This window comes from Thermincola ferriacetica (assembly GCF_001263415.1).
Taxonomy (GTDB): Bacteria; Bacillota; Thermincolia; order Thermincolales; family Thermincolaceae; genus Thermincola; species Thermincola ferriacetica.
In genome coordinates, this window is record NZ_LGTE01000001.1 from 18,344 (window position 1) to 38,929 (window position 20,586).

The window sequence follows — 20,586 nt, forward strand, 5'->3', positions numbered from 1 at the left end:
TAACATAATTAAGGAGGCTGAATTCGATGGAATTATGGTATACAGAAAAACAGACAGAAAACGTGGGGATAACCTGTAAAACTTCGCAAACCTTGCATCGGGAAAAAACAGAGTTTCAGGATTTGGCCATTATTGATACCCTGCAGTTTGGCCGCATGCTGGTGCTCGATGGCATGGTGCAGACGACTGTCAAGGACGAATTCGTTTACCATGAAATGATCAGCCATGTACCTTTGATGACTCATCCCGAGCCCAAAAAAGTATTGGTCGTCGGAGGAGGGGACGGTGGGACCATCAGGGAGATAATCAAACACCCTTCGGTGGAAGAAGCGGTACTGTGCGAAATCGACAGGCGGGTAGTGGAGCTTTCTCAGGAATACCTGCCGGAAATCAGCTGCGGTCTGAAGGATAAGAAAGTAACTGTTTTATATGCCGATGGCATTAAGCATGTTCAGGACAACCCCAATACTTATGATGTAATCCTGGTGGATTCGACGGAGCCCGTTGGCCCGGCCGTGGGGCTGTTTGCCAAGGAGTTTTACCGGTCTATATTCAAAGCCCTGAAAGAGGACGGGTTGTTTGTTGCGCAGACGGAATCTCCCTTTTTTAACAACGGCCTGATTTCGCGGGTGTTTAAGGATATTGCCGATGTATTTCCTATTGCCAGGCTTTACCTGGCCAGTGTGCCAACCTACCCGAGCGGTCTCTGGTCTTTTACCCTCGGTTCCAAGAAATATGATCCCTTAAACCCGGCTGTGGATAAGGAGCTATCCTTTGAGACCAGGTATTATACCAAGGGATTGCACCGGGCAGCTTTTGAGTTGCCCAGGTTTGTCAGTGATTTGCTAAAATAGGCGGTGAGACGGATGCATGGCTTGGTGGAGCACTATGGAAGATTTATGGGCAGCGCCACTACCTATGAAGAGGCCAATACGGTGATAATCGGGATTCCTATGGATTTTACCGTCAGTTTCCGGCCCGGTACTAGGATGGGGCCACAGGCGGTGCGCAATGTCTCTTACGGTTTGGAGGAATTCAGCTTTTACTGTGCAAAGGATTTGGCTGATTACAGTTATTTTGACTGGGGCGACATCAACCTTCCCTTCGGCAATGTACCGGGCAGCCTGGACAGGATTGAACAAGTGGTAGCAGGTGTTTTGAAAGACGGTAAGTTCCCTATTTTGATAGGCGGTGAACACCTGGTATCCTATCCTATTGTAAAACAGGTTTATAATAAATACCCCGATTTAGTGGTACTGCATTTTGACGCCCATGCCGATTTGCGCGCCGATTACCTGGGTGAGGTTTGGTCCCACGCCACCGTGATGCGTAAGGTGGCAGAATTGATTGGGGGACACAACCTCTATCAATTTGGCATTCGTTCCGGTACCAGGGAGGAGCTGGCTTATGCCAGGGAAAACACGAACCTTTTCATGGACGATGTAGTGGCCTCACTCAAGGGGGCAATGGAAGAGTTCCACAACAGGCCCGTATATGTAACCCTGGATATTGATGTGATTGACCCGGCTTTTGCGCCGGGGACCGGAACACCTGAACCTGGCGGCTGTAGTTCCAAGGAAATCATAGAGGCCGTTGACCTGATGGCTGATTTAAATGTAGTTGGCTTTGATATTGTAGAAGTATCCCCGGTTTTTGACCAGTCAGAGAGGACATCGTTACTGGCAGCCAAACTGATCCGGGAAGCTATTCTGGGTTTCACCAAACCGCGAAATATGAAATAGAATATTGACAAAGTGCTCTTTATCAATTACTCTATATAAACAGGGAAGTAAATTGCTTATGCCCTTTCGTTACGGTAGCTTATAACCGAAAAGGGGGTCAGAGATATGTGTGAATGTTGTGCCAACCATGCCAAAAAACATGAAGACCATATTCATGTGCAGGGCGTTAATTGCGGACATTGTGTCAGCGCTATAGAAAAAGCTTTGGCCGATATGCCCGGTATCAACGGGTTGGAACATTTGGCAGAAGCTAACCAGCTAAAAATCAGTTTTGATACCAGACTGGTTGATGTGGCGAAATTAACAGAGATTATTACCGGTTTGGGATATAATGTAGCCTAAAAAATTTTTAAAAGGCCAAAAATTGCATTTGACTTCTGACCCGACATTGTGTATACTTATCTTTGTCGGTGATTCTTCGGGCGATTAGCTCAGCTGGGAGAGCACCTGCCTTACAAGCAGGGGGTCGGCAGTTCGATCCTGTCATCGCCCACCATAAATTTAATAATAAGTTTGCGGAGCAGTGGTCTAGTCGGTCTAGGATGCCGGCCTGTCACGCCGGAGGTCGCGGGTTCGAGTCCCGTCTGCTCCGCCATTAAAAAGTGCCACGGTAGCTCAGTTGGTAGAGCAGAGGACTGAAAATCCTCGTGTCGGCGGTTCGATTCCGTCCCGTGGCACCATTTTATTGGCTGAAAAAAAAACAACCCAAAAATTTCATTGCTTTCAGGGTTGACTTTATTTTTTAAAAGTGCTAATATATATTTTGTCGGCAGCACCATATGCGGAAGTGGCTCAGTGGTAGAGCATCGCCTTGCCAAGGCGAGGGTCGCGGGTTCGAATCCCGTCTTCCGCTCCATAATAATGAGCAAAATACCCTTTCTCAAAGGGTATTTTTTTTACCTTAAAAACCGGGAAATATTGGCTTAGCTATGTTTCACAATCTGAAACATATTATCCAGTACAATCCAGTTTTCCGGGAAATACAGCCCCAGCACCCAGTAACTTATGCCGCGTAACCCGTATTCAGCGGCCAATCGGTATTTTGCCTGCACGCTCCTGGCATCTTCAAACCAAACTACATGCTCATTACCGTTTTCATCCCTATAATTAAAGAATGGTGATTGGGCAACCTCATCAAATTGTATAGTCGCCCCGTATCTGGCGGCCAGTCTGAGAGCCTGGTGGGGGCTGATTCTCGGCGCCCATGGTCCGCCGGGCGTATACGGCAGGGTCCAGTTATATCCGTACAGTGGGACGCCCAGCAATATTTTTTTGGCCGGTATTACAGAAACAGCATAGTCCAATACTGCCTTAACTTCATTTAATGGCGCTACGGCAAGAGGTGGTCCTCCTGCCCAGCCCCATTCATATGCCATTAACACCACAAAGTCGACGATTTCTCCATGGGCCTTGTAATCATGGGCGCCGTGCCATTCACCTGTTTTGATGTCAAAAGGTTTTGGCGCCAGAGCTGTGGAAACAGGATAATTCTCTGCATGCAGTGCGGCAACAACTTTTCCCAGGAAAGAATTATATAGCTGGCGGTCTGCAGGTGGAATCCGTTCGAAATCAATATTCAGCCCGTAATAACCTTTATTTTTCAGTAACGCCAGGACATTTTTAATATAGTTTTCCTGCGTCTTATCACTGGTGAATAAACCGTGGACCAGGCTGCTGTCAAAATTGCCATTCCTGAAATTGGTAGTAACAAGCAGTGGAGATACCCTGTACTGCCCGGCCACGGTCAGTATAACGGAATCGTTGATTGGGTTCAGACTCCCGTCCTCATTGATTGTATGGCTAAAGGGACTTATGTAGGTCAGGTACCGGCCAACTTCATCGATAGTGCGGGTTTCCCTGGCGGCACTGGAAGGTTCAATATATCCGTTTACTTCAATGGTACCAAAAGTTTTGGTTGTTTCCGGGATTCTGAGCCTCATACCGGGATAAATCAAATTTGGATTGACAATCCGGTTAAGTTCAACGATCCGGTTTATTGGGACGTTGAATCTCCGGCTAAGTAGCCAAAGGGTATCACCGGGCCGCACTACATAGATGAATTCAGTGGTCGGAATGACCAGAGCCTGCCCGATAATAAGATAAGGAATATCCTGTAGTCCGTTGGTATTGATGATACTCTCAACGGTTACCCTGTAGTTTCGCGCCAGAGCATACAAAGTATCTCCGCGGCGGACAACATGTATTCGCAAAGCAGAAACCTCCCTTTCAAATTCCTACTATTCATCATATTCAGCGCGACAATAAAAGATAAAAAATGCATGAAACAAAAAAGGAATAAAGTGCTGTAGTAAAACCAACTCGAGGGACTCTAAAAAGTTCTTTTTTTTTGGCTTTTTTTTGGCAAGATAAGGGAAAATTGCCCAATATGTCGAATAATTGATATCATCAAGACCCTCAGAAAAGATTATCCGGCTACGTAATACACAGGGGAAGTGATTCACCGGTGAATGATTCTGTAAAGGATATACTGCTAAAATCCCAACAGGGAGATGTGGAAAGTCGCGAACTGCTCATCAGCAAATATAAAAATTTTATTCTTCAGGCGGCATCCAATATATGCAAAAGAAAAATAACGTGGGATGATGACGAGGCCAGCATCAGTCTTATTGCTTTTAACGAGGCTATTGACCGCTATAATGAACACTACGGCAAGTCTTTTAACAACTATGCCTTTATGCTGATTCGCAGCCGGTTGATAGACGAGTTTCGCAGGGAAAGAAAAAAAATAGAGATGGAAAGCCTGTCCCTGGATGATAATGCTGATTTTGCGCTGTCCGCGGTAGAGGTTGCCTCAGCCGTTGCGGCCCACAAGCTGGACGAATCGGCTACCGAACTGGCCTCTGAATTGAACAGGTTTGACAAAACCCTGCAGGAATACGGCATAGATTTAATTGAACTTGAGGAATGCTGTCCGGACCACCGGGATACAAGAATTAAGTTAATCCGGATTGCCAAACGTTTTTCTGCTTACCCGGCTTTACTGGAGCACTTATTTAGAAATAAGCGGCTGCCGATTAAAGAAATGCTCCCGCACGTTGAGGTGAGCCGCAAAACTCTGGAGAGAAACCGTAAATATTTAATTGCCCTGATTTTAATTTTCGGTTCCGAAGAGTTTGTGGGGATCCGAAATGCCATTTCATTTGCGGAAATAGGGGAGTGACGAAAAATGTACGGAACAGTCATGAAAATTACAGATAAACAAATGGTTGTATTGTGTGAAGACGGTAAATTTCGTAACCTGCCACTGACTAGCCCAATTCCTGCTTTGGGCGAACGGATTCCCATTCCCGATAAGGTTGTTGCTGCCAGGCCGCTGAAAAGGGGCTTTCCTATTTCCAGGTTCCTTGCGGCAGCAGTTTGGCTGGTTTTGTTTATCGGGGCCTCCTTGTTTGTTTCGCGGATGTATACGTCAGCTCAACCTGTGGCAATGGTGGCGGTGGATATTAATCCCAGCGTTGAACTGCTGGTTGATAAGGAGGGCAGAGTGCGGCAGGCTTCTTTAGTCAATGACGATGCCAAGTTGTTATTGGCGGGAACGGAATTGACAAACAGAGAATTTTACGATGCTGTAAACATCATTATAAATAAAGCTATTGACCAGGGATACCTGGATCTCAATACTGACCGGAACCTTATTATGATTTCGGTAGTTGACTTAAATAAGTCCTTTTTCAAAGTAGACCCGGCCAGATTATCAGCGCCTGCGAAATCATACGATATAGAGGTATTTTATGTAGCAAAGGAACAAGAAATCAAGGCAAGGCAAGCCGGTTTAACGGTAAATAAATATTTGGTTTACGAAAAAGCTCAAAAGGCAGGAATTGCCTTGGATAAGGAGACGCTGAGGAAAAAGTCTGTGGTCAGGTCCCTGCAGCAGGCAGGTATAGACCCGAAGAGTTTTTTCAGGTATGTACGGGCGTTGGATAAAAATGGCCTGAAACATTATAGGGGCGGGAAAAAGAATGATGATAATGAACATGATGAAAGAGATCAGGAAGAAAAAGAAGATGATAAAAAGGGTGAAGGCGAAAGAATAAATATTCCAGCGGGACAAATAGCGAAACCGGCCCAAAATCCGGATATAAAAATCTGGCATGATGATGAGCAGGTAAAAAACGATGAGCAAAAGGAGGAAAAGGAACCGAAAAATAATGAGGAAAAGCAAAAAGCGAGGATAGAAGACCGGGAAGAAAAGAAGAAAAAGATGGATGAAAAAGAAGAAGAGTTTAATAAGGATAAGCAGGAACCCGGTGATAAAAAATATCGGGGTTCCGACGAGAAGGACGGCGATAACAAAAAAGACGATAATATGTTCAATAATGACCAAAAAGAAAATAGCTCAGACAGTGACGGAGACCGGGAATAAAGGTAAAGGGGGCCTACCCCCATAAATCAGGATTTTTTCCGTAATAAACATTAGAATATCAAAAAGCCGGGTATCCTTTGGAATTGACCGGCAAAAATTAAAGGGAGGAGATAGAAAATGAAGAAGTTGAGAACGTTTTTAAGTTTGTTGCTGGTGGCGCTGTTTACTTTTGGCGTAATAACGCCTAAAGTTTCGGCCAAAGAAATGAAAACAAAAATTAATGAGGACGGCCGGGTGCAGATTATTTTAGAATTCGACGATGTCGAAGAGGCCAAATGGGCATCGGAGTTTATTGCAAAAATGAAGGCTAAAAACGTGATTTCGGGATACCCCGACGGCACTTTCAGGCCTAACCAACCTGTCAGCAGGGTAGAAGCAATTGTCATGGCTGTTCGCTTAATGGGTTTGGAAAAGGAAGCCCAGGCCAAATCTGCCGAGAGCGTAAAACTTCATTTTAAGGATGCCGCTTTGCTGGAAAAACAGTATCCCTGGGCCAAAGGGTATGTGATTACTGCCTTGGAAAAGGGGCTTTTTGATACAACGGAGGAAAAAATCCAACCGAATAAACCCGCCACCCGCGTTTGGATATCAAGTCTGCTGGTCAGAGCTTTAGGACTACAGGCGGATGCACTCAAACAGATGACTAAAATCCCCGTTTTCAAGGATGCAGACAGTATTCCGGCCGGAGCAATAGGTTACATAAATGTAGCCCTTGAACAGGGAATTATTGCAGGGTATCCGGACAACACATTTAAACCATACAAAAACGTGACCAGGGCAGAAATGGCTGCTTTGCTGGATAAAACAGGCAACGGGCTGCTGGAAAATACCGGCGCAGTGACAGTCTATGGCACTATAACCGATATCAATTTCGTCTCTATTTCAGTAACCGATAAGGTTTACGAGGCCACAACGGGAACTGTTACAGTCAGGACCTTTGCCGGAGACAGTGCAACCTATTTTATTCCCGCTGATTTAATGGTTCAGAATAAGGATGGGTTTATCCGGGCGAATCAGCTTGCGAAAGGTGATGTTGTTACCCTTGTAATTAAAGATAACAAAGTAATTGAGGCGTACCTGCTGGATAAAGAAACAGTCGAGAACACGGAACCGGGCATTTTGAAACTGGAAGTGAAAGTGGATACAGGGGAAGGCCGGGAATATAAACTGGAATATAAAAACGAGAAGGGGAAAGTCTACGGTGAAGTAAAAGAAGAGCAGGGGAAAGAAAACGACGAAGATAAAAACGAAGACAATGGAGACAACAACAATGAAGACAAAAACAATGAAGACAAAAATAATGGAGACAAAAATAATGAAGACAAAAATAAAGAAAATATAGCGCTGGTTAAAGAGCTGGTTGAGAAAATGGCTTTAACCAGTGAAATGACGAAACAAGAAATTGCCGACCGGGTTTTAAGTGTTCTGGAAATTGATGAAAATGCTGTAAAAGAATTAGAGATTGAAGTTAGGTTTGCCAATGGCAAAAAGGTAGAAATCGATATTGAAAAGGAAAAAACAAAGCAGGCAGAGGAAAAAGAGGATGAAGAAATGAAAGATGATGATTAAAAATTCTCTGTTATTGCCGGCTAGGTCTGTTGTCGAAAAATGTCACAATAAGACGAGCGATATCTGTTTTAAACTGCAGGAAAATATAGACTTCCTGCAGTATTTTATTAAAATGAACAATATAATTGGTACAAGTCATTTTGCAAACTCCGCGAAAGTGGGGGACGCAAAGCCATGGGTCCTGGTACGCCGCGGGAAAGGCAGGGACCGCCAGGTTGCAGCAGATATCACGGTACGAGGTGAAAGCCTATTCCTTCACGGAGTAGGCTTTTTTGTGTTTATCCAGGATTATATTATGAGGTGACGAAAATGCCCGAAAGCAAATTGACCAGGTCTGTGCGACTGACCAAGATGCAGGACTTCATCCGTTTAAAAACACCCGGGGGAGGGGCTACTCTTCAGGAAATAGCCCAGGAGTGCGGGGTTACCCCGCGTCAGGTTTTCCGGGACCTGATGACATTGGAGCGGGAGCTGGGAGTCAGATTGACCAGACCGGGTAGAGGGAATAAAGAAACCGGCCGGTATAAAATAGAAGATATGTTCGGTCTAAAAATTGATTCGGAAACTGCTGCGGTAATGTTTTTAAGTATCCTGCGCCAAAAGGGGAGTCCGTTGGCGATAAAAATCAATCAGATTAAAGACATCTTAATCGCAGCCCTGTTCAAAAACCGGTACGCCGGCCAGTTGGAGGGTATCAAGAAGTTGCAGAACCGTGTGCATATCGTGGAGGAACAACTGCTGGACATAAAGAAGGCCGGAGAAGTATTGACGCGGTTATTAAATGCACTGGCCGAAAACAATGTTGTCAGTATTCGGTATTTTACCCCGACCAAGGGAGCATGGTCCACAAGAGATGTGGAACCTTATGGCCTGTGCAGTAAACACAATGTGTGGTACCTGATTGGTTATTGCAGGAAAAACAGGGACACCAGGACCTTTAGAATTGACCTGATTGATTATGTGTTTGTAAGAACAGAGAAATTTCGGTTTCCTGAAGATTTTTGTCTTGACAGCTATTTTGGGGAAAGTTGGGGCGTTTATGCAAGTGATGAGGCGCAGGATGTCTTAATTAAAGTATCGTCAGAGATTGCATACAGGTTTCGTCTTTTAGCGTATCACCCCAGCCAGCAAATTGTGAAGGAGCTGGAGGACGGGTCGATTATTGTTTCGTATAGGACTTCCGGTATATATGAGTTTACCGGCTGGCTGCTGCAGTGGGCGGAGTTTGTGGAGGTACTGGAGCCCGCGGAGTTGCGGAGGCAGATGAGAGAGAAGCTGGAAAAAATGGTGGAGAGGTATGTTTAGGGGAAATTTTTCGCAAAAGAGAACAAAAGTGACAAACAGTGGTCAGTTGTTTGCACAACGAGTTTTTCTAAGTCCTCCGGTGTATGGCGGTGAGGACGGCGCTGCAGGTAGCCGTCAAACAGTATTGTTTTGACATCAGGCATAATGATGTGGACAAGTCCTTTGCAGCTTGTTTTAACAGGGCAGAGATACTTTTTCGTAAGCTTACCGGAACAGAAAGAGGCGCGGCGGATGAATGCCAAGATGCGTTGAAGCTTTGTAGCACAGCAATGCAAGACTGCCGGTAGCAGGGAGGCCAGACCAATGAACACAAAAACGGTTTTTCCTATCGAAAAAGTACAACTGTTGCGCGACCGGGCAATTGAAGCCAGAGAGTTCGAACAGATGCCCCAGGAGGGTTGGAGCAAAAGCGCGGTTGACCCTATGAGATTGCTTGCCGTGTTTTCAGCTTTGCACATCAAAGAAGGGTATATTTTACGCGCCTACCAATTTCGGGAAGGAGGAAACGGCAACGGTTTTGTCTGGGCAATGCCGGAAAAGGCACCTTTTCCGGAGCCTGAAGAATGTGAGCGGGTGAGGGGCCATTTCCTGGAGCCGCCAAAACCTCCGGGAGCGCTGGATAATTTCATGGAGGCTATTGAGGGCGATGGAACCCCCTGGTCATATTTGTCAGCCTCCCTCTTTGCCCGGGAGGCACGGGAATTTGGTGCCAGGTGGCACGGGTGCTCCTGGAGCACCCACACCATATTGGGCAGTGATCCTCACTATCCGTGGCTGGAGGTACATCCCAAGGACTGGCGCCCCGTTGTAATTGAAGAAAAGGGGTCTGTCACTGTTTCATTTTATACCTACAGTGGGTTACAGATAGAAGCTGTATATTTGCATACGGACAGCTACCAAGCCGGTAATTACGCTTTTAAGTCTGAGAAAATAATAATTGGCAAGGGGCCGCTGGGATACATTTTTTAAACCATTTTATGGAGGTTGGGTTAGGGATGTTAAGTATTAACCTGAGTGAATTATGGCAGAATGCGTTGTCGATAATGAAAAAACAAGTAAGCAAACCATCTTTTGAAACGTGGCTTAAAAGCACTGAACCGGTCGATATCAATAATCATACAATGACCATCCGGGTCCCTAACGCATTTGCCAGGGATTGGCTAGAGACCCGCTATTATAATCTTATAAAAAATGCATTAAAAGAAGCAGCAAATCTGAAAGTGGAGCTTTCTTTCATCTTCCCTGAGACAGGTGAACAAATGTCAGAGTCGAAAATTAATTCTTCTGCACCGCCGACCCGTCTTAATCCCAGATACACCTTTGATACCTTTGTTGTTGGCAACAATAACAGGTTAGCTCATACGGCGGCACTTGCAGTAGCAAAATCCCCGGCCAAAGTTTATAATCCCCTTTTTATTTGCGGTGGGGTTGGGCTTGGTAAAACGCATTTAATACAGGCGATTGGCAATTTTGCCCTTGAGAATAATCCCGGCGCCAGGGTTGCTTATATTTCCGCAGAGGCATTTACGATGGAGTTAATTAACGCCATTAGGGACGACCGGACGGCAGAGTTTCGAAGTAAGTATAGAAATATGGATATACTTATAATTGACGATATTCATTATTTGGCGGGTAAAGAAAGGACCCAGGAGGAATTTTTTTATACTTTTAATGCTTTATACGAAGCTAACAAACAAATTATCGTGGCCGGAAAACAAGCTCCAAAGCAATTGCCTGCATTGGATGAAAGTATATGCTCAAGGTTTGAGGGTGGGTTAATTGCAGATATCCAGCCGCCTGACCTGGAAACCCGGACAGAAATCTTAAGGAAAAGAGCCGAAACAGAAAATGTACATGTACCCGGTGATGTAATTACGTACATAGCTGATCAATTTCATTCGAACACCAGGGAATTGGAGGGGGCCTTAACCAGGATAATTCTTTTTGCTTCGGTTAAACAAAGCCAAATTACTTTGGACCTTGCCGACGAGGCTTTAAAAGGTATGTTCGTATAGAAGGATTATCAAATTAAACAGGCCTGGAAATATAAATTAAGGGAGGTTTTTTATGAGCGCAGAACGTCAATTCATCGGCAAACAGGACAGACGCAGTTGACCACCTGCCCAGGCATTGTGCAGCTTTGGCCTGCATTTGCAAATAAAAAAAGCCCTCTCAGGCCTCTTCACAAGTGGTGCCCGGGACCGGAATCGAACCGGTACGGGATTTAGGTCCCGCAGGATTTTAAGTCCTGTGCGTCTGCCAGTTCCGCCACCCGGGCATTTTTAGTTAACAGTAGGAAGTTGACAGTTAACAGTTAACGGTTAGCAGTTGTTTAAGGTTTCCTCATCAAAGGTAACTACTAACTGTCATCTGTTAACTGTCAACTAATATAAAATTGGAGGCGGCACCCGGATTCGAACCGGGGATAAAGGATTTGCAGTCCTCTGCCTTAGCCACTTGGCCATGCCGCCACCTTATCTGGGCAATTGACAAGTATTATATTAACACAAACCAAACGCCAAGTCAACTCCAAAGCATTTGAAATTCGTTGGTAACAGTGGAAAAATGCATGCCGTTTTGTACTGGAAAAGGCCGTTTTTGGCAGCCGGGGATTAGGCGACGACCAGATGAATTTTCCTAATGATATAGCTTTAAAAGGCAATGTGCTCTGTGTTGCGGACCGGGCAAATGATAGAGTTCTTGTTTATGAGCTAAAATAAAACTTTCACTTTTCGTGAACGATTGTCGATGGGCAAAAGAAATTAAAGCTGAAAATCAAATTTGGTTTAAGGATGTGGTGGATGCTAAAGCCCACGGTTACGAGCCCTGCGGGGTTTGCAATCCTCCGATAAAATAAAAGTCTGGGGAAATGGAGTGATGATGTTTACAATGAGAAGAGTCTTATTAATAATAGTTTTACTATGTATGGCTTTCATATCATTAGGTTGCTATAATAATAAAAAACCAAGCCCTGATGTACAAAAGAACAAACAGGAACAAGAACAATTAGATAATGGTGTGATAAATGAGGCTAAAAACTATGAATTTCAAAAGAAAGAAGATGATAGTCAAGTTGAGGCTGAACTTAAAAAATAGCTAGTAAATATGTAAAGGCAGAATATGAAGGCGATAAACAGACGTTGTTGGATATTACAAAAGAAAACGCAAAAAGAGATATTATAAAAGGAGAAGTAGATATTTTTCAAAAGCATAAGTTTGTTAAAATCGATGCTATCAGGTTTATTCATATGGAATCACCCACTGAAAAAGAAGTAATTGTAACTGTAGTTGCAATACAACCGTCCGATACAATTGAATCCGCATATTTTGAACATCTTTTCTTTAAAAAAGTTAATGATAAGTGGTATATAAATAAAGTTGAACGTGATGTGTAGAAGCCAAGGCCCGGTTTTGGATAACTGGGTCTTGGCTTCTATAGTAAGATGAATTTAGTACGCAACCCGTGATTTAACAGAGACCTAGCCACCAATATATTCCGATTTCTATGGCGGCACTTATTGATTAGCGGTTTGAAGAGAAGGGCCTTACAGGGCAATTTAAAGGCGCTTTTTAGAAAGTTTTATTTGGAAAAGGGAACCTTCGCCTGGCCGGAAAACCGTGGCCAGGCTATCCGCCATCCGCTGTGGCTCAATAACTACATTTAAACTTAAAAACATGTAAACAAGTAAACATGATGACGACAAATTATTCCTGAAGGGCTTGTACGTTCCTGTCCCTCGGCTGACGGCACGGGGTTCCCGGCGGAGTTCATTCCCCGGGGCATTTCCGCCGCAAGACAATTCCATCCTGCCAAAAGTAAAACAGCCAGAGTTAATGCAGGATGGAATAGACTTGCTCCTGAGTATTGCGAACCGTGCCGTTCAGGCCTGCCCTCATAAGATGGCGGCACCGTTCGCCAAAATAAAGGAAATAAAATGGCAGTTTCCGGAGTTGTGGTCTGCAGATGGGCAGGAAGGATGAGGAAGTCAGCCTCTCTCCTCCCCTATAGGGGAGCATACCTGGCGGAAATACTGGGGAAGATTTATTTGCAGCCATGAATGGCACATGTAAGGCGAGTAATGCTGTATCCGGGGTAAATAAGCAAACTGCGATAAACGTTTTGGCCATTCTCTGACCGGCATGTTCCATTTCTTTGCTGCCTGGTCGGTAGCCAGGTAAATTATCTTCCTTAAAGCATCATCTTTTGTTTATGATTTTAATGTCCTGCCGCACTTTAAAGTGGATTGCATCAAAATATACAATGGAGTAATCTCGTCTAGAACAAACACCTGCTAAGCGGGTGGTCATGATTTCAAACTATAACGAGATTAAGCCAAATTTTATCTAGAAAAATATGAGAAAAATTATTGTCGTCTTTACAACATTTTGGTCGTGTTGGAATTTGTCGATATTTTTGTCTTTCTTTGGGAAGGTAAAGCTAGAGTTGTGGAGAATATAATTTATCGACTTTTTAATATAAATGGTATTTTCTTACAGACATAAATTAATACGTATTTTTGGAGGTGTTGGTTCTATGATTAAAAAGAAGGCAAAAATATTTATTTTTACTCTCGTGTTTTTATTTGGTATAGTGTCTATAGCTGAAGCTTATTTTCTCCTAGGGACTAAATGGGGCTCTTCGTCAGTCACTTACAGAAGGGATGCATCAATGAACTGGGTTGACACTTGTACAGCTGCTGGGAATTCATGGAGCTCAGATGTTACAATGAAAGAAAACAGTGCGTCGAAATATGTAATCTACAAAATTAGTGACTCAGCAAAACAATGGTCTGGTGAAACAAATATTTCAACTGCGTATGGCATAACAACTTCGGCGACAACCAAAATCAATTCCTATGTGATGAGCAATTATACTTGGACTCAAAAGCAAAGTGTTATAGCCCACGAAATGGGGCACTCGTTAGGTTTGGCTGATAATAATGGATATTTGCTTTTTGAAAAACCTGAGTATATCTGTTTAATGATAGGGTATGATTATTGGAGAAACAAATTAGGCGTATATACTCCGAAAACTGATGACCGTGCCGGAGTTAATTATCTATATTAAAAATCAGTAGGAAGGAAGTGCATACAATGAAATTCAAAAAAATATCGATTTTTTTGTACCTCCTTGGTTGTTTAGCAATTCTTGGAGGTCTGGCTTACAATAATATTAGAAACCAAGTGCCAACCCAACAAGTCAGTGCTTCTTGGACTAATTATTACGCCAACCCCGACGAATTATTTGATGCAGCCGACGTAGTAGTTAAAGGCAAAGTTAAAAAAGTTGGCGAAGCTTTCGTTAAGCATGAGCCCGACGTAATTACAACAAATGTAATTTTTGAGCCGAAAGAAGTTTACAAAAATACTCTTGGCAAAGATTTGCCAACCGAAATCACCATTGATCAAGATGGCGGTATTTACAAAGGTGTGAATTACAAGGTAGATAAGGTTGAAATACTGGAAGAAGGCAAAAATTATGTTCTGTTTTTGAGATATGCGGCTGATCAAGACTTATATTGCATTTTAAGTGGATACCAAGGGCAATTCAAAATTAAAGGCGATAAAGCTGAAAACCCGGCCCCAGAACGTAGCATGGATTACAAAGTGTTAGAACAAAAGATTAAAGAAAAACAAGCAAGCAAAAAGAAGGAGTAATCCCATATATCGATTTGGCGCTAAACTATTTCATTTTGCTATTCCCGTTGAATCTAAAGGCAAGTATCATTACCCTCATTGTCAATGGGCAAAAGAGATTAAAGCTAAAAATCAAATTTGGTTTAAAGATGTGGCAGATGCTAAAGCCCACGGGTATGAGCCCTGCGGGGTTTATAAACTTCCTAGTAATTAAAGCTTTGCTTGTTTTTAGCCGATAAACAAAGGGTAGTACTGTCATTACCAACACGGCAGCACTACCCTTTTATTATTGGAGGTGTTACTTTGATGGGTTTGTTTCATAGGTTTTGGGATAGTGTTAAATACTCCTTTAACATTGGAGGATACCGCGATTTGCAGGAGGATTTAAAATCTATAAATTGGCTGAAAAGACGAGAGGAGCAGCGCTTGGATCAAGATCAATGGCTGAAAGAGGTAAGAGAAGAGAAACAGGCGGAAATTGAGAAGTTTTTACAGGACTATTTGGAGAATAATCCACGTGATTTTTACGGTTATAAGCCTTTGGAAATATAAGGGATAACCTACTATATGGTTGGCGAGTTTGATAAAATAGGCCGAACTTAGTTGATTGTGAAGTGATTGTATTAGGTTCGCACTGTGTTAAGGTTACTCTGGAACCTTTAACAGCCTAATGTTTGTTTTATATTCAATAGCAAACCAAGAATCAAGGTAAAGGTACGATTTACCTGCCATGGAACAACAACAAAAGATTGATGACACTAGAACAGCAAACCCGGTATCTAGATAAAGATACCGGGCCAGATTGTAGACAAAGCAAGAAAAGTGGAGGTTAAATGTTTTCCGGAGCGGGGCTTAAATCGTCCATCGGTCCGCGAGCCGCGTAAGCGGGAGCGGTTATCCGATGGAGATTTCGCCCAGAGCGGAGGAATCATTTAATCTCCCTGAATCTTAAGATTTTAACCTTTGTCAACAGCCTGAAACTTTCACTTTTCGTGAAAGTTTATATTTTTTATTTAAAAAAATAGATTTTAATTTGGTATACATCATACAATATACTAAAAAGAACATCTAGAACCAAAAACTTGGGGAGATGATATTATGTGTTGGGAAGCCTGCATCTTATGTGAACAATGTGAAAACTTTAAAAACGGCTGTTCCGGACAGGTAGGAACCTTTTATAAGGAACTGTGCCCCTTTTTTACAGAGGACCCCGAAGTACTGCCCTGGGCTACATTGAAAAAGAGGTAATCCGTCGTACCCCATGCAGGTGTATGGATTGAAACACTGCGTAATGCATGTTCAGGCACGGGTTGGGGAACACTGTTTCCGAGGTGAAAAATTTGTTATTAGATACGGCAACAGGTATTTTGGAGAAATTGGTAAAGGAAATTAGGGAGACAGACCCGGCAAAAAGAGATCATTTGGTCAAAAGTGCTACCATGCTGTTGGAAATTTCGACGAAAGCTTTAAAAGATAATCCGGAGTTTCGGCGGGCTTTTGCCATGGTACATTCTGAATTTCTGAAGTATCCCGAGTGCGCTGATACTTTGGAACAAGGGATCAAAGCATATAGAGAGCATCTGGGTTAACAGGGCAGAAAAATCTTCTATTCAGGCAGGGGACACGGAATTTGCGGCTAATTATAAATTGTAAAAATAAAAGCGTGGAGGGATGTCAATGGAAGCTATTTTTTCGCGCAGGAGTATTCGAAAATATACGGGCGATGCTGTGCCGGACGACACTGTGAAAGACCTTTTGCGGGCGGCTATGAGCGCGCCATCAGCGGGTAATGAACGCCCCTGGCATTTTATAGTTATTAAAGATCGCCAAATCCTGACCCAAGTTCCGGAATTTCACCCTTATGCCCATATGCTTAAAGAAGCTCCTTTGGCTATCCTGGTCTGCGGTGATGAACAACTGGAAAAGTTTAAAGGGTATTGGGTACAGGATTGCGCCGCAGCAACAGAAAACATCCTTATTGCTGTGCAGGCCAAGGGACTGGGCGCCGTATGGCTGGGTATTTATCCGGTTGAAGAACGCATGACAGGTTTGAGAAAACTCCTCAATATACCCGATAATATTATCCCTTTTTCCCTTGTTTCTATCGGTTACCCGGCAGAAGAGAAACCGCCGGTCGAGCGGTACGATGAAACAAGAGTCCATTACGATAGATGGTAAAGGGACCCAGCTAAATTAAAAGTTGTCATTAACATCTCTGTTGTTAATTTTTGGTACAGGCAGGTTCATCTTGAAATTCATGGCGATAAGTCTGATTAATAAAGTGGTCGCAAAACAGATATAGAGCGGCCAACTTCCATGGAAAAAAATCCTTGAATAATACTGGGCCAAGACTCCGATAATGGAAGCTGTGGCGTAGATTTCTTTCCTGAAAACCATGGGTATTTCCTGGACAAAGATATCCCGCAGGATGCCGCCTCCGGTCCCTGTTAACACGCCAAGGGAAACGGCCACTGAAAGGGAGGCGTAGTCGCCGGCAAAGGCAAGGCGCGCCCCGTTGGCCGTAAATACGGCTAAACCAATAGCATCAAATATCAGGATAACATTGGTTAAACGGAATAAGTACCTGTAAAAAATCCAAACACCAACGGTGGAAACTAAGGCAATGGTGATATAAATAGGATGTCTGAAGGCCAGAGGAGGGGTATTGCCTATAATTAAATCCCTGGCTATACCTCCGCCGATAGCCGTCGTAATGGCTAACATCAACACCCCGAAAAAATCCAGGCGTTTTTTAATGCCTGTTAAAGCACCGGAAACTGCAAAGGCTACTGTTCCTATTATTTCAAAGATACTCAGCAAAAGCAGACTAACCGCCCCCCTACGAATCACCTATGCATATTTGATTGGAGTATAATACAAAAAATAACTGATTTCAATATGATCCGGACTTATTTATAATATAAAAAATTACCACTGCTAAGACTGGCACCATTCCCTTACTGACAGAATAAAATTAAAGTGATGGAGTTATGGTTCGATGAGAATATTTTGGGGGTGGGGCTTTTTTATGGTATCGGGGCTGTGGACGGCAATTGCTTTGGGCGCTCTGAACGCTTTATTATTATTGGTATCCTATATTTCGAATAACACCTTTCCTCAACCTTTAAGTGAAGAGGAAGAGCAAAAGTATCTGGAACTGTTGGAAAAAGGCGATGAAGAGGCGAGGAATGTTCTGATCGAGCGTAATTTGAGGCTGGTTGCCCACATTGTTAAAAAGTTTGACGGTGCGTTGGATGATAACGATGATTTGATTTCTATTGGTACCATTGGATTGATTAAAGCCATCAACACTTTTAACAGGTACAAGGGAACCCGCCTGGCTACATACGCTGCCAGGTGTATCGAGAACGAAATCCTTATGCACTTGCGGGCAACCAAGAAAAACCGGGTTGAGGTATCCCTTTACGACTCTATCGGTGTTGATAAAGAAGGTAACGAGATAACCCTGATTGATGTTTTGGGAACAGAATCGGAAATTGTTCTTGATACTGTGGAGAGCCTGTTTGAACAGCGCAGGCTTCTGGAAAAGGTCAAGAAGCTAAGTTACCGGGAGAAGAACGTACTGCAGCTTCGTTTCGGTTTAGTGAACGGCATTCGCAAGACTCAGCGGGAAATCGCCCGGAAGCTCGGCATCTCCCGGTCCTATGTAAGCAGGATAGAGAAACGGGCGTTGAATAAGCTGACGAAGGATTTTAAGGCGGAAGGGTGTCAGTGAAAGGTTTTCGCCTGAAAAACCAAAGTTGAAGTTAAGGGCAGGTTTGCCTTTTTCTCATGTTGAAGCTCGCCCATTTTTTCGGATTACCAGACTGTTATGGTAGAAAAAATTATTATATTGCGAAAAAAAGTTAAATAGTTTAAAATAAAATTCATAGAAGTTTGCCGCGGCTCCTAAGCGGTAACTTTGTTTTTTTATACGGTATTATTGGCATTTTTTGTCTGGTTTTCTTGACATCGGATTAGAGCGATTATTATGAATATCTTTGAGGTGAAGATATGACAGGGAAAAAGGAAGTCCTGAGGGTACATAATCTTAAAATAAATTTAAAACGAGAGAGGCGGAGCTATCCCTTGGTAAAAGGGGTGGATTTTTCTCTTTATGAGGGGGAAACTGTGGCATTAGTCGGTGAGTCAGGTTCGGGTAAAAGTTTGACAGCCCTTTCGATAATGGGACTACTGCCTAAACCGCCGCTTGAAATTGAATCAGGTGAAATACTGTTCGACGGCAGGGATTTGAACAAGTTGTCGGAAACAGAAATGGACAAAATCCGTGGCGATAAAATCAGCATGATATTCCAGGAGCCCATGACTGCCCTGAACCCTGTATTCACTGTGGGAGAACAGATTGCGGAAGTGTTGCGGTACCACAGGAATTATGACAAAAAAAGTGCTTTGGCGGAAGCTGAAAAACTTTTGGCACATGTGGGAATACCTGAACCGGCTAAAAGAGCGGCAAGCTACCCGCATCAATTAAGCGGCGGTATGCGGCAGCGGGCCATGATAGCCATGGCTCTGGCCTGTTCGCCGCGGATTCTTATAGCGGACGAGCCTACCACGGCTTTGGATGTGACTATTCAGGCCCAGATACTCAAGCTTTTGCTGGACCTGAAAAAAGAGTACGGGACCACTATTCTGCTGATAACGCACGATTTGGGTGTGGTGGCTCAGGCAGCCCAGCGTACTATGGTTATGTACCTGGGTAAAATTTTGGAAAATGCTCTTACTGATGAGCTGTTTAAGAAGCCTATACATCCTTACACCCAAGGTCTGCTCAATTCAATTCCGCGCATAGCCGCACAAAAAGGACCATTAACGGTTATCCCCGGATTTGTTCCAAACCCCTGGGAAATTCAACAGGGTTGCGGATTTGCACCCAGGTGCCCCAAAGCAAGTGAGCGCTGCTTTAAGGAGATTCCGCCATATAAAGAATATGGGGAAGGCCATTGGGCAGCTTGTTGGGAGGCGTAACATGAACGAGGTCTTAATCAGAACAGAAAAACTCAATAAGTTGTTTCCGGTTAAAGGACATAAAGGGAAAACCGTAAAAGCCGTGACTGATGTATCGTTAAATATCTATAGGGGAAGGACCCTGGGAGTTGTTGGTGAATCAGGTTCCGGTAAATCCACCCTGGGGCGACTGATCCTACGCCTGATAGAGCCAACTTCCGGCGAATGTTTCTATGGCGACAAAAATGTGTATTCCTTGTCACGAAAAGAATTGAACCTATTGAGAGAGAAAATGCAGATTGTTTTTCAGGACCCTTTTTCTTCCTTAAATCCCAGGCAAAAAATAGGCAGTATTTTGTGGGAGCCTTTGGTCATCCATAACCGGACTTCGGGGTTAAACAAGGAAAAGGTTGTCGGCGAACTTTTAAATAAAGTTGGCCTTGGGGAGGAAGCGGCCAACCGGTACCCGCATGAGTTTTCGGGCGGGCAACGGCAGCGGATTGCCATAGCGCGGGCTTTGGCATTGAAACCTGAGTTTGTTGTATGCGACGAACCGGTATCAGCTTTGGACGTTTCCATTCAGTCGCAGATTATTAACCTGTTGGAAGAGTTAAGACAGAAAGAAAATATTACCTATATGTTTATTGCCCACGGGTTAAACGTGGTTAGGCATATCAGTGATTATGTGGCTGTTATGTATCTGGGGGAAGTTGTAGAATATGCCGCCGTCGATGACTTATTCTCTTCACCTTTGCATCCTTATACCAAAATGCTCATTGGAGCGGCTCCGGAACCGGATCCACGGGTGCAACTTGATTTTAACCTGATCCAGGGCGAAATTCCTAGTCCCATTGACCCGCCCCCAGGTTGCCGCTTTCATACCAGGTGCCGGTACGCGACCGAGGCTTGCCGACAAACGTCACCGCCGGTAAAGAACATAAGCGAAGACCGGTGGGTGCGTTGTCATTTATATAAATAAAA

General features: G+C 43.8%; 23 protein-coding genes, 6 tRNA genes, 1 pseudogene and 1 riboswitch. Of the genes and pseudogenes, 26 read left to right on the forward strand and 4 right to left on the reverse strand.

Annotated elements, in window-relative coordinates; genetic code table 11:
- Nucleotides 1-26: 26 nt before the first annotated feature.
- From speE to Tfer_RS00115, 7 genes are all read left to right on the forward strand, one after another.
- Nucleotides 27-854, forward strand: coding sequence for a polyamine aminopropyltransferase (gene speE / locus Tfer_RS00085; protein WP_052216352.1), 828 nt, complete (start codon nucleotides 27-29; stop codon nucleotides 852-854).
- 12 nt (nucleotides 855-866) lie between these two features.
- Nucleotides 867-1,742, forward strand: coding sequence for an agmatinase (gene speB / locus Tfer_RS00090; protein WP_052216353.1), 876 nt, complete (start codon nucleotides 867-869; stop codon nucleotides 1,740-1,742).
- A 105-nt stretch (nucleotides 1,743-1,847) separates the two neighbouring features.
- A complete protein-coding gene (locus tag Tfer_RS00095; protein ID WP_052216354.1) occupies nucleotides 1,848-2,084 on the forward strand; it encodes a heavy-metal-associated domain-containing protein in 237 nt (78 codons plus the stop codon).
- Between the two features lie 78 nt (nucleotides 2,085-2,162).
- Nucleotides 2,163-2,238, forward strand: a tRNA-Val gene (locus Tfer_RS00100).
- Nucleotides 2,239-2,259: 21 nt separating this feature from the next.
- Nucleotides 2,260-2,337 (forward strand) — tRNA-Asp (locus Tfer_RS00105).
- A 9-nt stretch (nucleotides 2,338-2,346) separates the two neighbouring features.
- Nucleotides 2,347-2,422 (forward strand) — tRNA-Phe (locus tag Tfer_RS00110).
- Between the two features lie 101 nt (nucleotides 2,423-2,523).
- Nucleotides 2,524-2,598 (forward strand) — tRNA-Gly (locus Tfer_RS00115).
- 67 nt (nucleotides 2,599-2,665) lie between these two features.
- On the opposite strand, the gene Tfer_RS00120 is transcribed toward Tfer_RS00115, so the two are convergent.
- A complete protein-coding gene (locus tag Tfer_RS00120) occupies nucleotides 2,666-3,952 on the reverse strand; it encodes a glycoside hydrolase family 18 protein (RefSeq protein WP_052216355.1) in 1,287 nt (428 codons plus the stop codon).
- Between the two features lie 254 nt (nucleotides 3,953-4,206).
- Between Tfer_RS00120 and sigI the strand changes: the two genes are divergently transcribed.
- The 7 genes and pseudogenes from sigI to dnaA all read left to right on the forward strand — a co-directional run.
- Nucleotides 4,207-4,923 (forward strand): RNA polymerase sigma-I factor, encoded by a 717-nt coding sequence (sigI, locus tag Tfer_RS00125; RefSeq protein ID WP_052216356.1) that lies wholly within the window; start codon nucleotides 4,207-4,209, stop codon nucleotides 4,921-4,923.
- Between the two features lie 6 nt (nucleotides 4,924-4,929).
- Nucleotides 4,930-6,129 carry an anti-sigma-I factor RsgI family protein gene (locus Tfer_RS00130; RefSeq protein WP_052216357.1) on the forward strand — a complete coding sequence of 400 codons (1,200 nt, stop codon included), beginning with the start codon at nucleotides 4,930-4,932 and terminating at the stop codon, nucleotides 6,127-6,129.
- Between the two features lie 117 nt (nucleotides 6,130-6,246).
- The gene (locus tag Tfer_RS00135; protein ID WP_052216358.1) at nucleotides 6,247-7,698 is read left to right on the forward strand and encodes an S-layer homology domain-containing protein; all 1,452 of its coding nucleotides are present in this window, start codon (nucleotides 6,247-6,249) and stop codon (nucleotides 7,696-7,698) included.
- A 131-nt stretch (nucleotides 7,699-7,829) separates the two neighbouring features.
- Nucleotides 7,830-7,921, forward strand: a riboswitch (cyclic di-GMP riboswitch).
- An 86-nt stretch (nucleotides 7,922-8,007) separates the two neighbouring features.
- Nucleotides 8,008-9,003, forward strand: coding sequence for a helix-turn-helix transcriptional regulator (locus Tfer_RS00145; RefSeq protein WP_083436679.1), 996 nt, complete (start codon nucleotides 8,008-8,010; stop codon nucleotides 9,001-9,003).
- Nucleotides 9,004-9,092: 89 nt separating this feature from the next.
- Entirely contained in the window at nucleotides 9,093-9,290 is a 198-nt protein-coding gene (locus Tfer_RS00150) for a hypothetical protein (RefSeq protein WP_052216361.1), read from the forward strand.
- A 16-nt stretch (nucleotides 9,291-9,306) separates the two neighbouring features.
- Nucleotides 9,307-9,972: a hypothetical protein gene (locus Tfer_RS00155; protein ID WP_052216362.1), complete on the forward strand. Its 666-nt coding sequence runs from the start codon at nucleotides 9,307-9,309 to the stop codon at nucleotides 9,970-9,972.
- A 26-nt stretch (nucleotides 9,973-9,998) separates the two neighbouring features.
- Nucleotides 9,999-11,003, forward strand: a pseudogene (dnaA, locus tag Tfer_RS00160) (chromosomal replication initiator protein DnaA); the annotation flags it as partial.
- Nucleotides 11,004-11,192: 189 nt separating this feature from the next.
- Here dnaA and Tfer_RS00165 read toward each other — a convergent pair.
- Nucleotides 11,193-11,281, reverse strand: a tRNA-Leu gene (locus Tfer_RS00165).
- Between the two features lie 118 nt (nucleotides 11,282-11,399).
- Nucleotides 11,400-11,474 (reverse strand) — tRNA-Cys (locus Tfer_RS00170).
- A gap of 156 nt (nucleotides 11,475-11,630) precedes the next feature.
- On the opposite strand from Tfer_RS00170, the gene Tfer_RS17240 reads away from it, so the two are divergent.
- The 9 genes from Tfer_RS17240 (at nucleotide 11,631) to Tfer_RS00215 (ending at nucleotide 16,818) form a co-directional block, all read left to right on the forward strand.
- Nucleotides 11,631-11,723, forward strand: a complete 93-nt coding sequence (locus Tfer_RS17240; protein ID WP_152908925.1) for a hypothetical protein — start codon at nucleotides 11,631-11,633, stop codon at nucleotides 11,721-11,723.
- A gap of 157 nt (nucleotides 11,724-11,880) precedes the next feature.
- A complete protein-coding gene (locus Tfer_RS00175; protein WP_052216364.1) occupies nucleotides 11,881-12,099 on the forward strand; it encodes a hypothetical protein in 219 nt (72 codons plus the stop codon).
- Between the two features lie 44 nt (nucleotides 12,100-12,143).
- Complete coding sequence (locus Tfer_RS00180; protein WP_052216365.1) at nucleotides 12,144-12,398, forward strand: hypothetical protein; 255 nt, start codon at nucleotides 12,144-12,146, stop codon at nucleotides 12,396-12,398.
- Between the two features lie 1,139 nt (nucleotides 12,399-13,537).
- Complete coding sequence (locus tag Tfer_RS00190; RefSeq protein ID WP_052216367.1) at nucleotides 13,538-14,071, forward strand: hypothetical protein; 534 nt, start codon at nucleotides 13,538-13,540, stop codon at nucleotides 14,069-14,071.
- A gap of 26 nt (nucleotides 14,072-14,097) precedes the next feature.
- Complete coding sequence (locus Tfer_RS00195) at nucleotides 14,098-14,661, forward strand: hypothetical protein (RefSeq protein ID WP_052216368.1); 564 nt, start codon at nucleotides 14,098-14,100, stop codon at nucleotides 14,659-14,661.
- Nucleotides 14,662-14,943: 282 nt separating this feature from the next.
- Complete coding sequence (locus Tfer_RS00205) at nucleotides 14,944-15,192, forward strand: hypothetical protein (protein WP_052216370.1); 249 nt, start codon at nucleotides 14,944-14,946, stop codon at nucleotides 15,190-15,192.
- A gap of 546 nt (nucleotides 15,193-15,738) precedes the next feature.
- Nucleotides 15,739-15,888, forward strand: a complete 150-nt coding sequence (locus Tfer_RS16415) for a hypothetical protein (RefSeq protein WP_013119971.1) — start codon at nucleotides 15,739-15,741, stop codon at nucleotides 15,886-15,888.
- A gap of 92 nt (nucleotides 15,889-15,980) precedes the next feature.
- The gene (locus Tfer_RS00210) at nucleotides 15,981-16,229 is read left to right on the forward strand and encodes a hypothetical protein (protein WP_152908926.1); all 249 of its coding nucleotides are present in this window, start codon (nucleotides 15,981-15,983) and stop codon (nucleotides 16,227-16,229) included.
- A gap of 88 nt (nucleotides 16,230-16,317) precedes the next feature.
- A complete protein-coding gene (locus tag Tfer_RS00215; protein ID WP_013119973.1) occupies nucleotides 16,318-16,818 on the forward strand; it encodes a nitroreductase family protein in 501 nt (166 codons plus the stop codon).
- Nucleotides 16,819-16,833: 15 nt separating this feature from the next.
- On the opposite strand, the gene Tfer_RS00220 is transcribed toward Tfer_RS00215, so the two are convergent.
- The gene (locus Tfer_RS00220) at nucleotides 16,834-17,460 is read right to left on the reverse strand and encodes a trimeric intracellular cation channel family protein (protein ID WP_052216372.1); all 627 of its coding nucleotides are present in this window, start codon (nucleotides 17,458-17,460) and stop codon (nucleotides 16,834-16,836) included.
- Nucleotides 17,461-17,668: 208 nt separating this feature from the next.
- Between Tfer_RS00220 and sigK the strand changes: the two genes are divergently transcribed.
- From sigK to Tfer_RS00235, 3 genes are all read left to right on the forward strand, one after another.
- Nucleotides 17,669-18,376, forward strand: coding sequence for an RNA polymerase sporulation sigma factor SigK (gene sigK / locus Tfer_RS00225; RefSeq protein ID WP_041587705.1), 708 nt, complete (start codon nucleotides 17,669-17,671; stop codon nucleotides 18,374-18,376).
- A gap of 278 nt (nucleotides 18,377-18,654) precedes the next feature.
- Nucleotides 18,655-19,626, forward strand: coding sequence for an ABC transporter ATP-binding protein (locus Tfer_RS00230; RefSeq protein WP_052216374.1), 972 nt, complete (start codon nucleotides 18,655-18,657; stop codon nucleotides 19,624-19,626).
- 1 nt (nucleotide 19,627) lies between these two features.
- Entirely contained in the window at nucleotides 19,628-20,584 is a 957-nt protein-coding gene (locus tag Tfer_RS00235; protein ID WP_013119977.1) for an ABC transporter ATP-binding protein, read from the forward strand.
- Nucleotides 20,585-20,586: the final 2 nt, after the last annotated feature.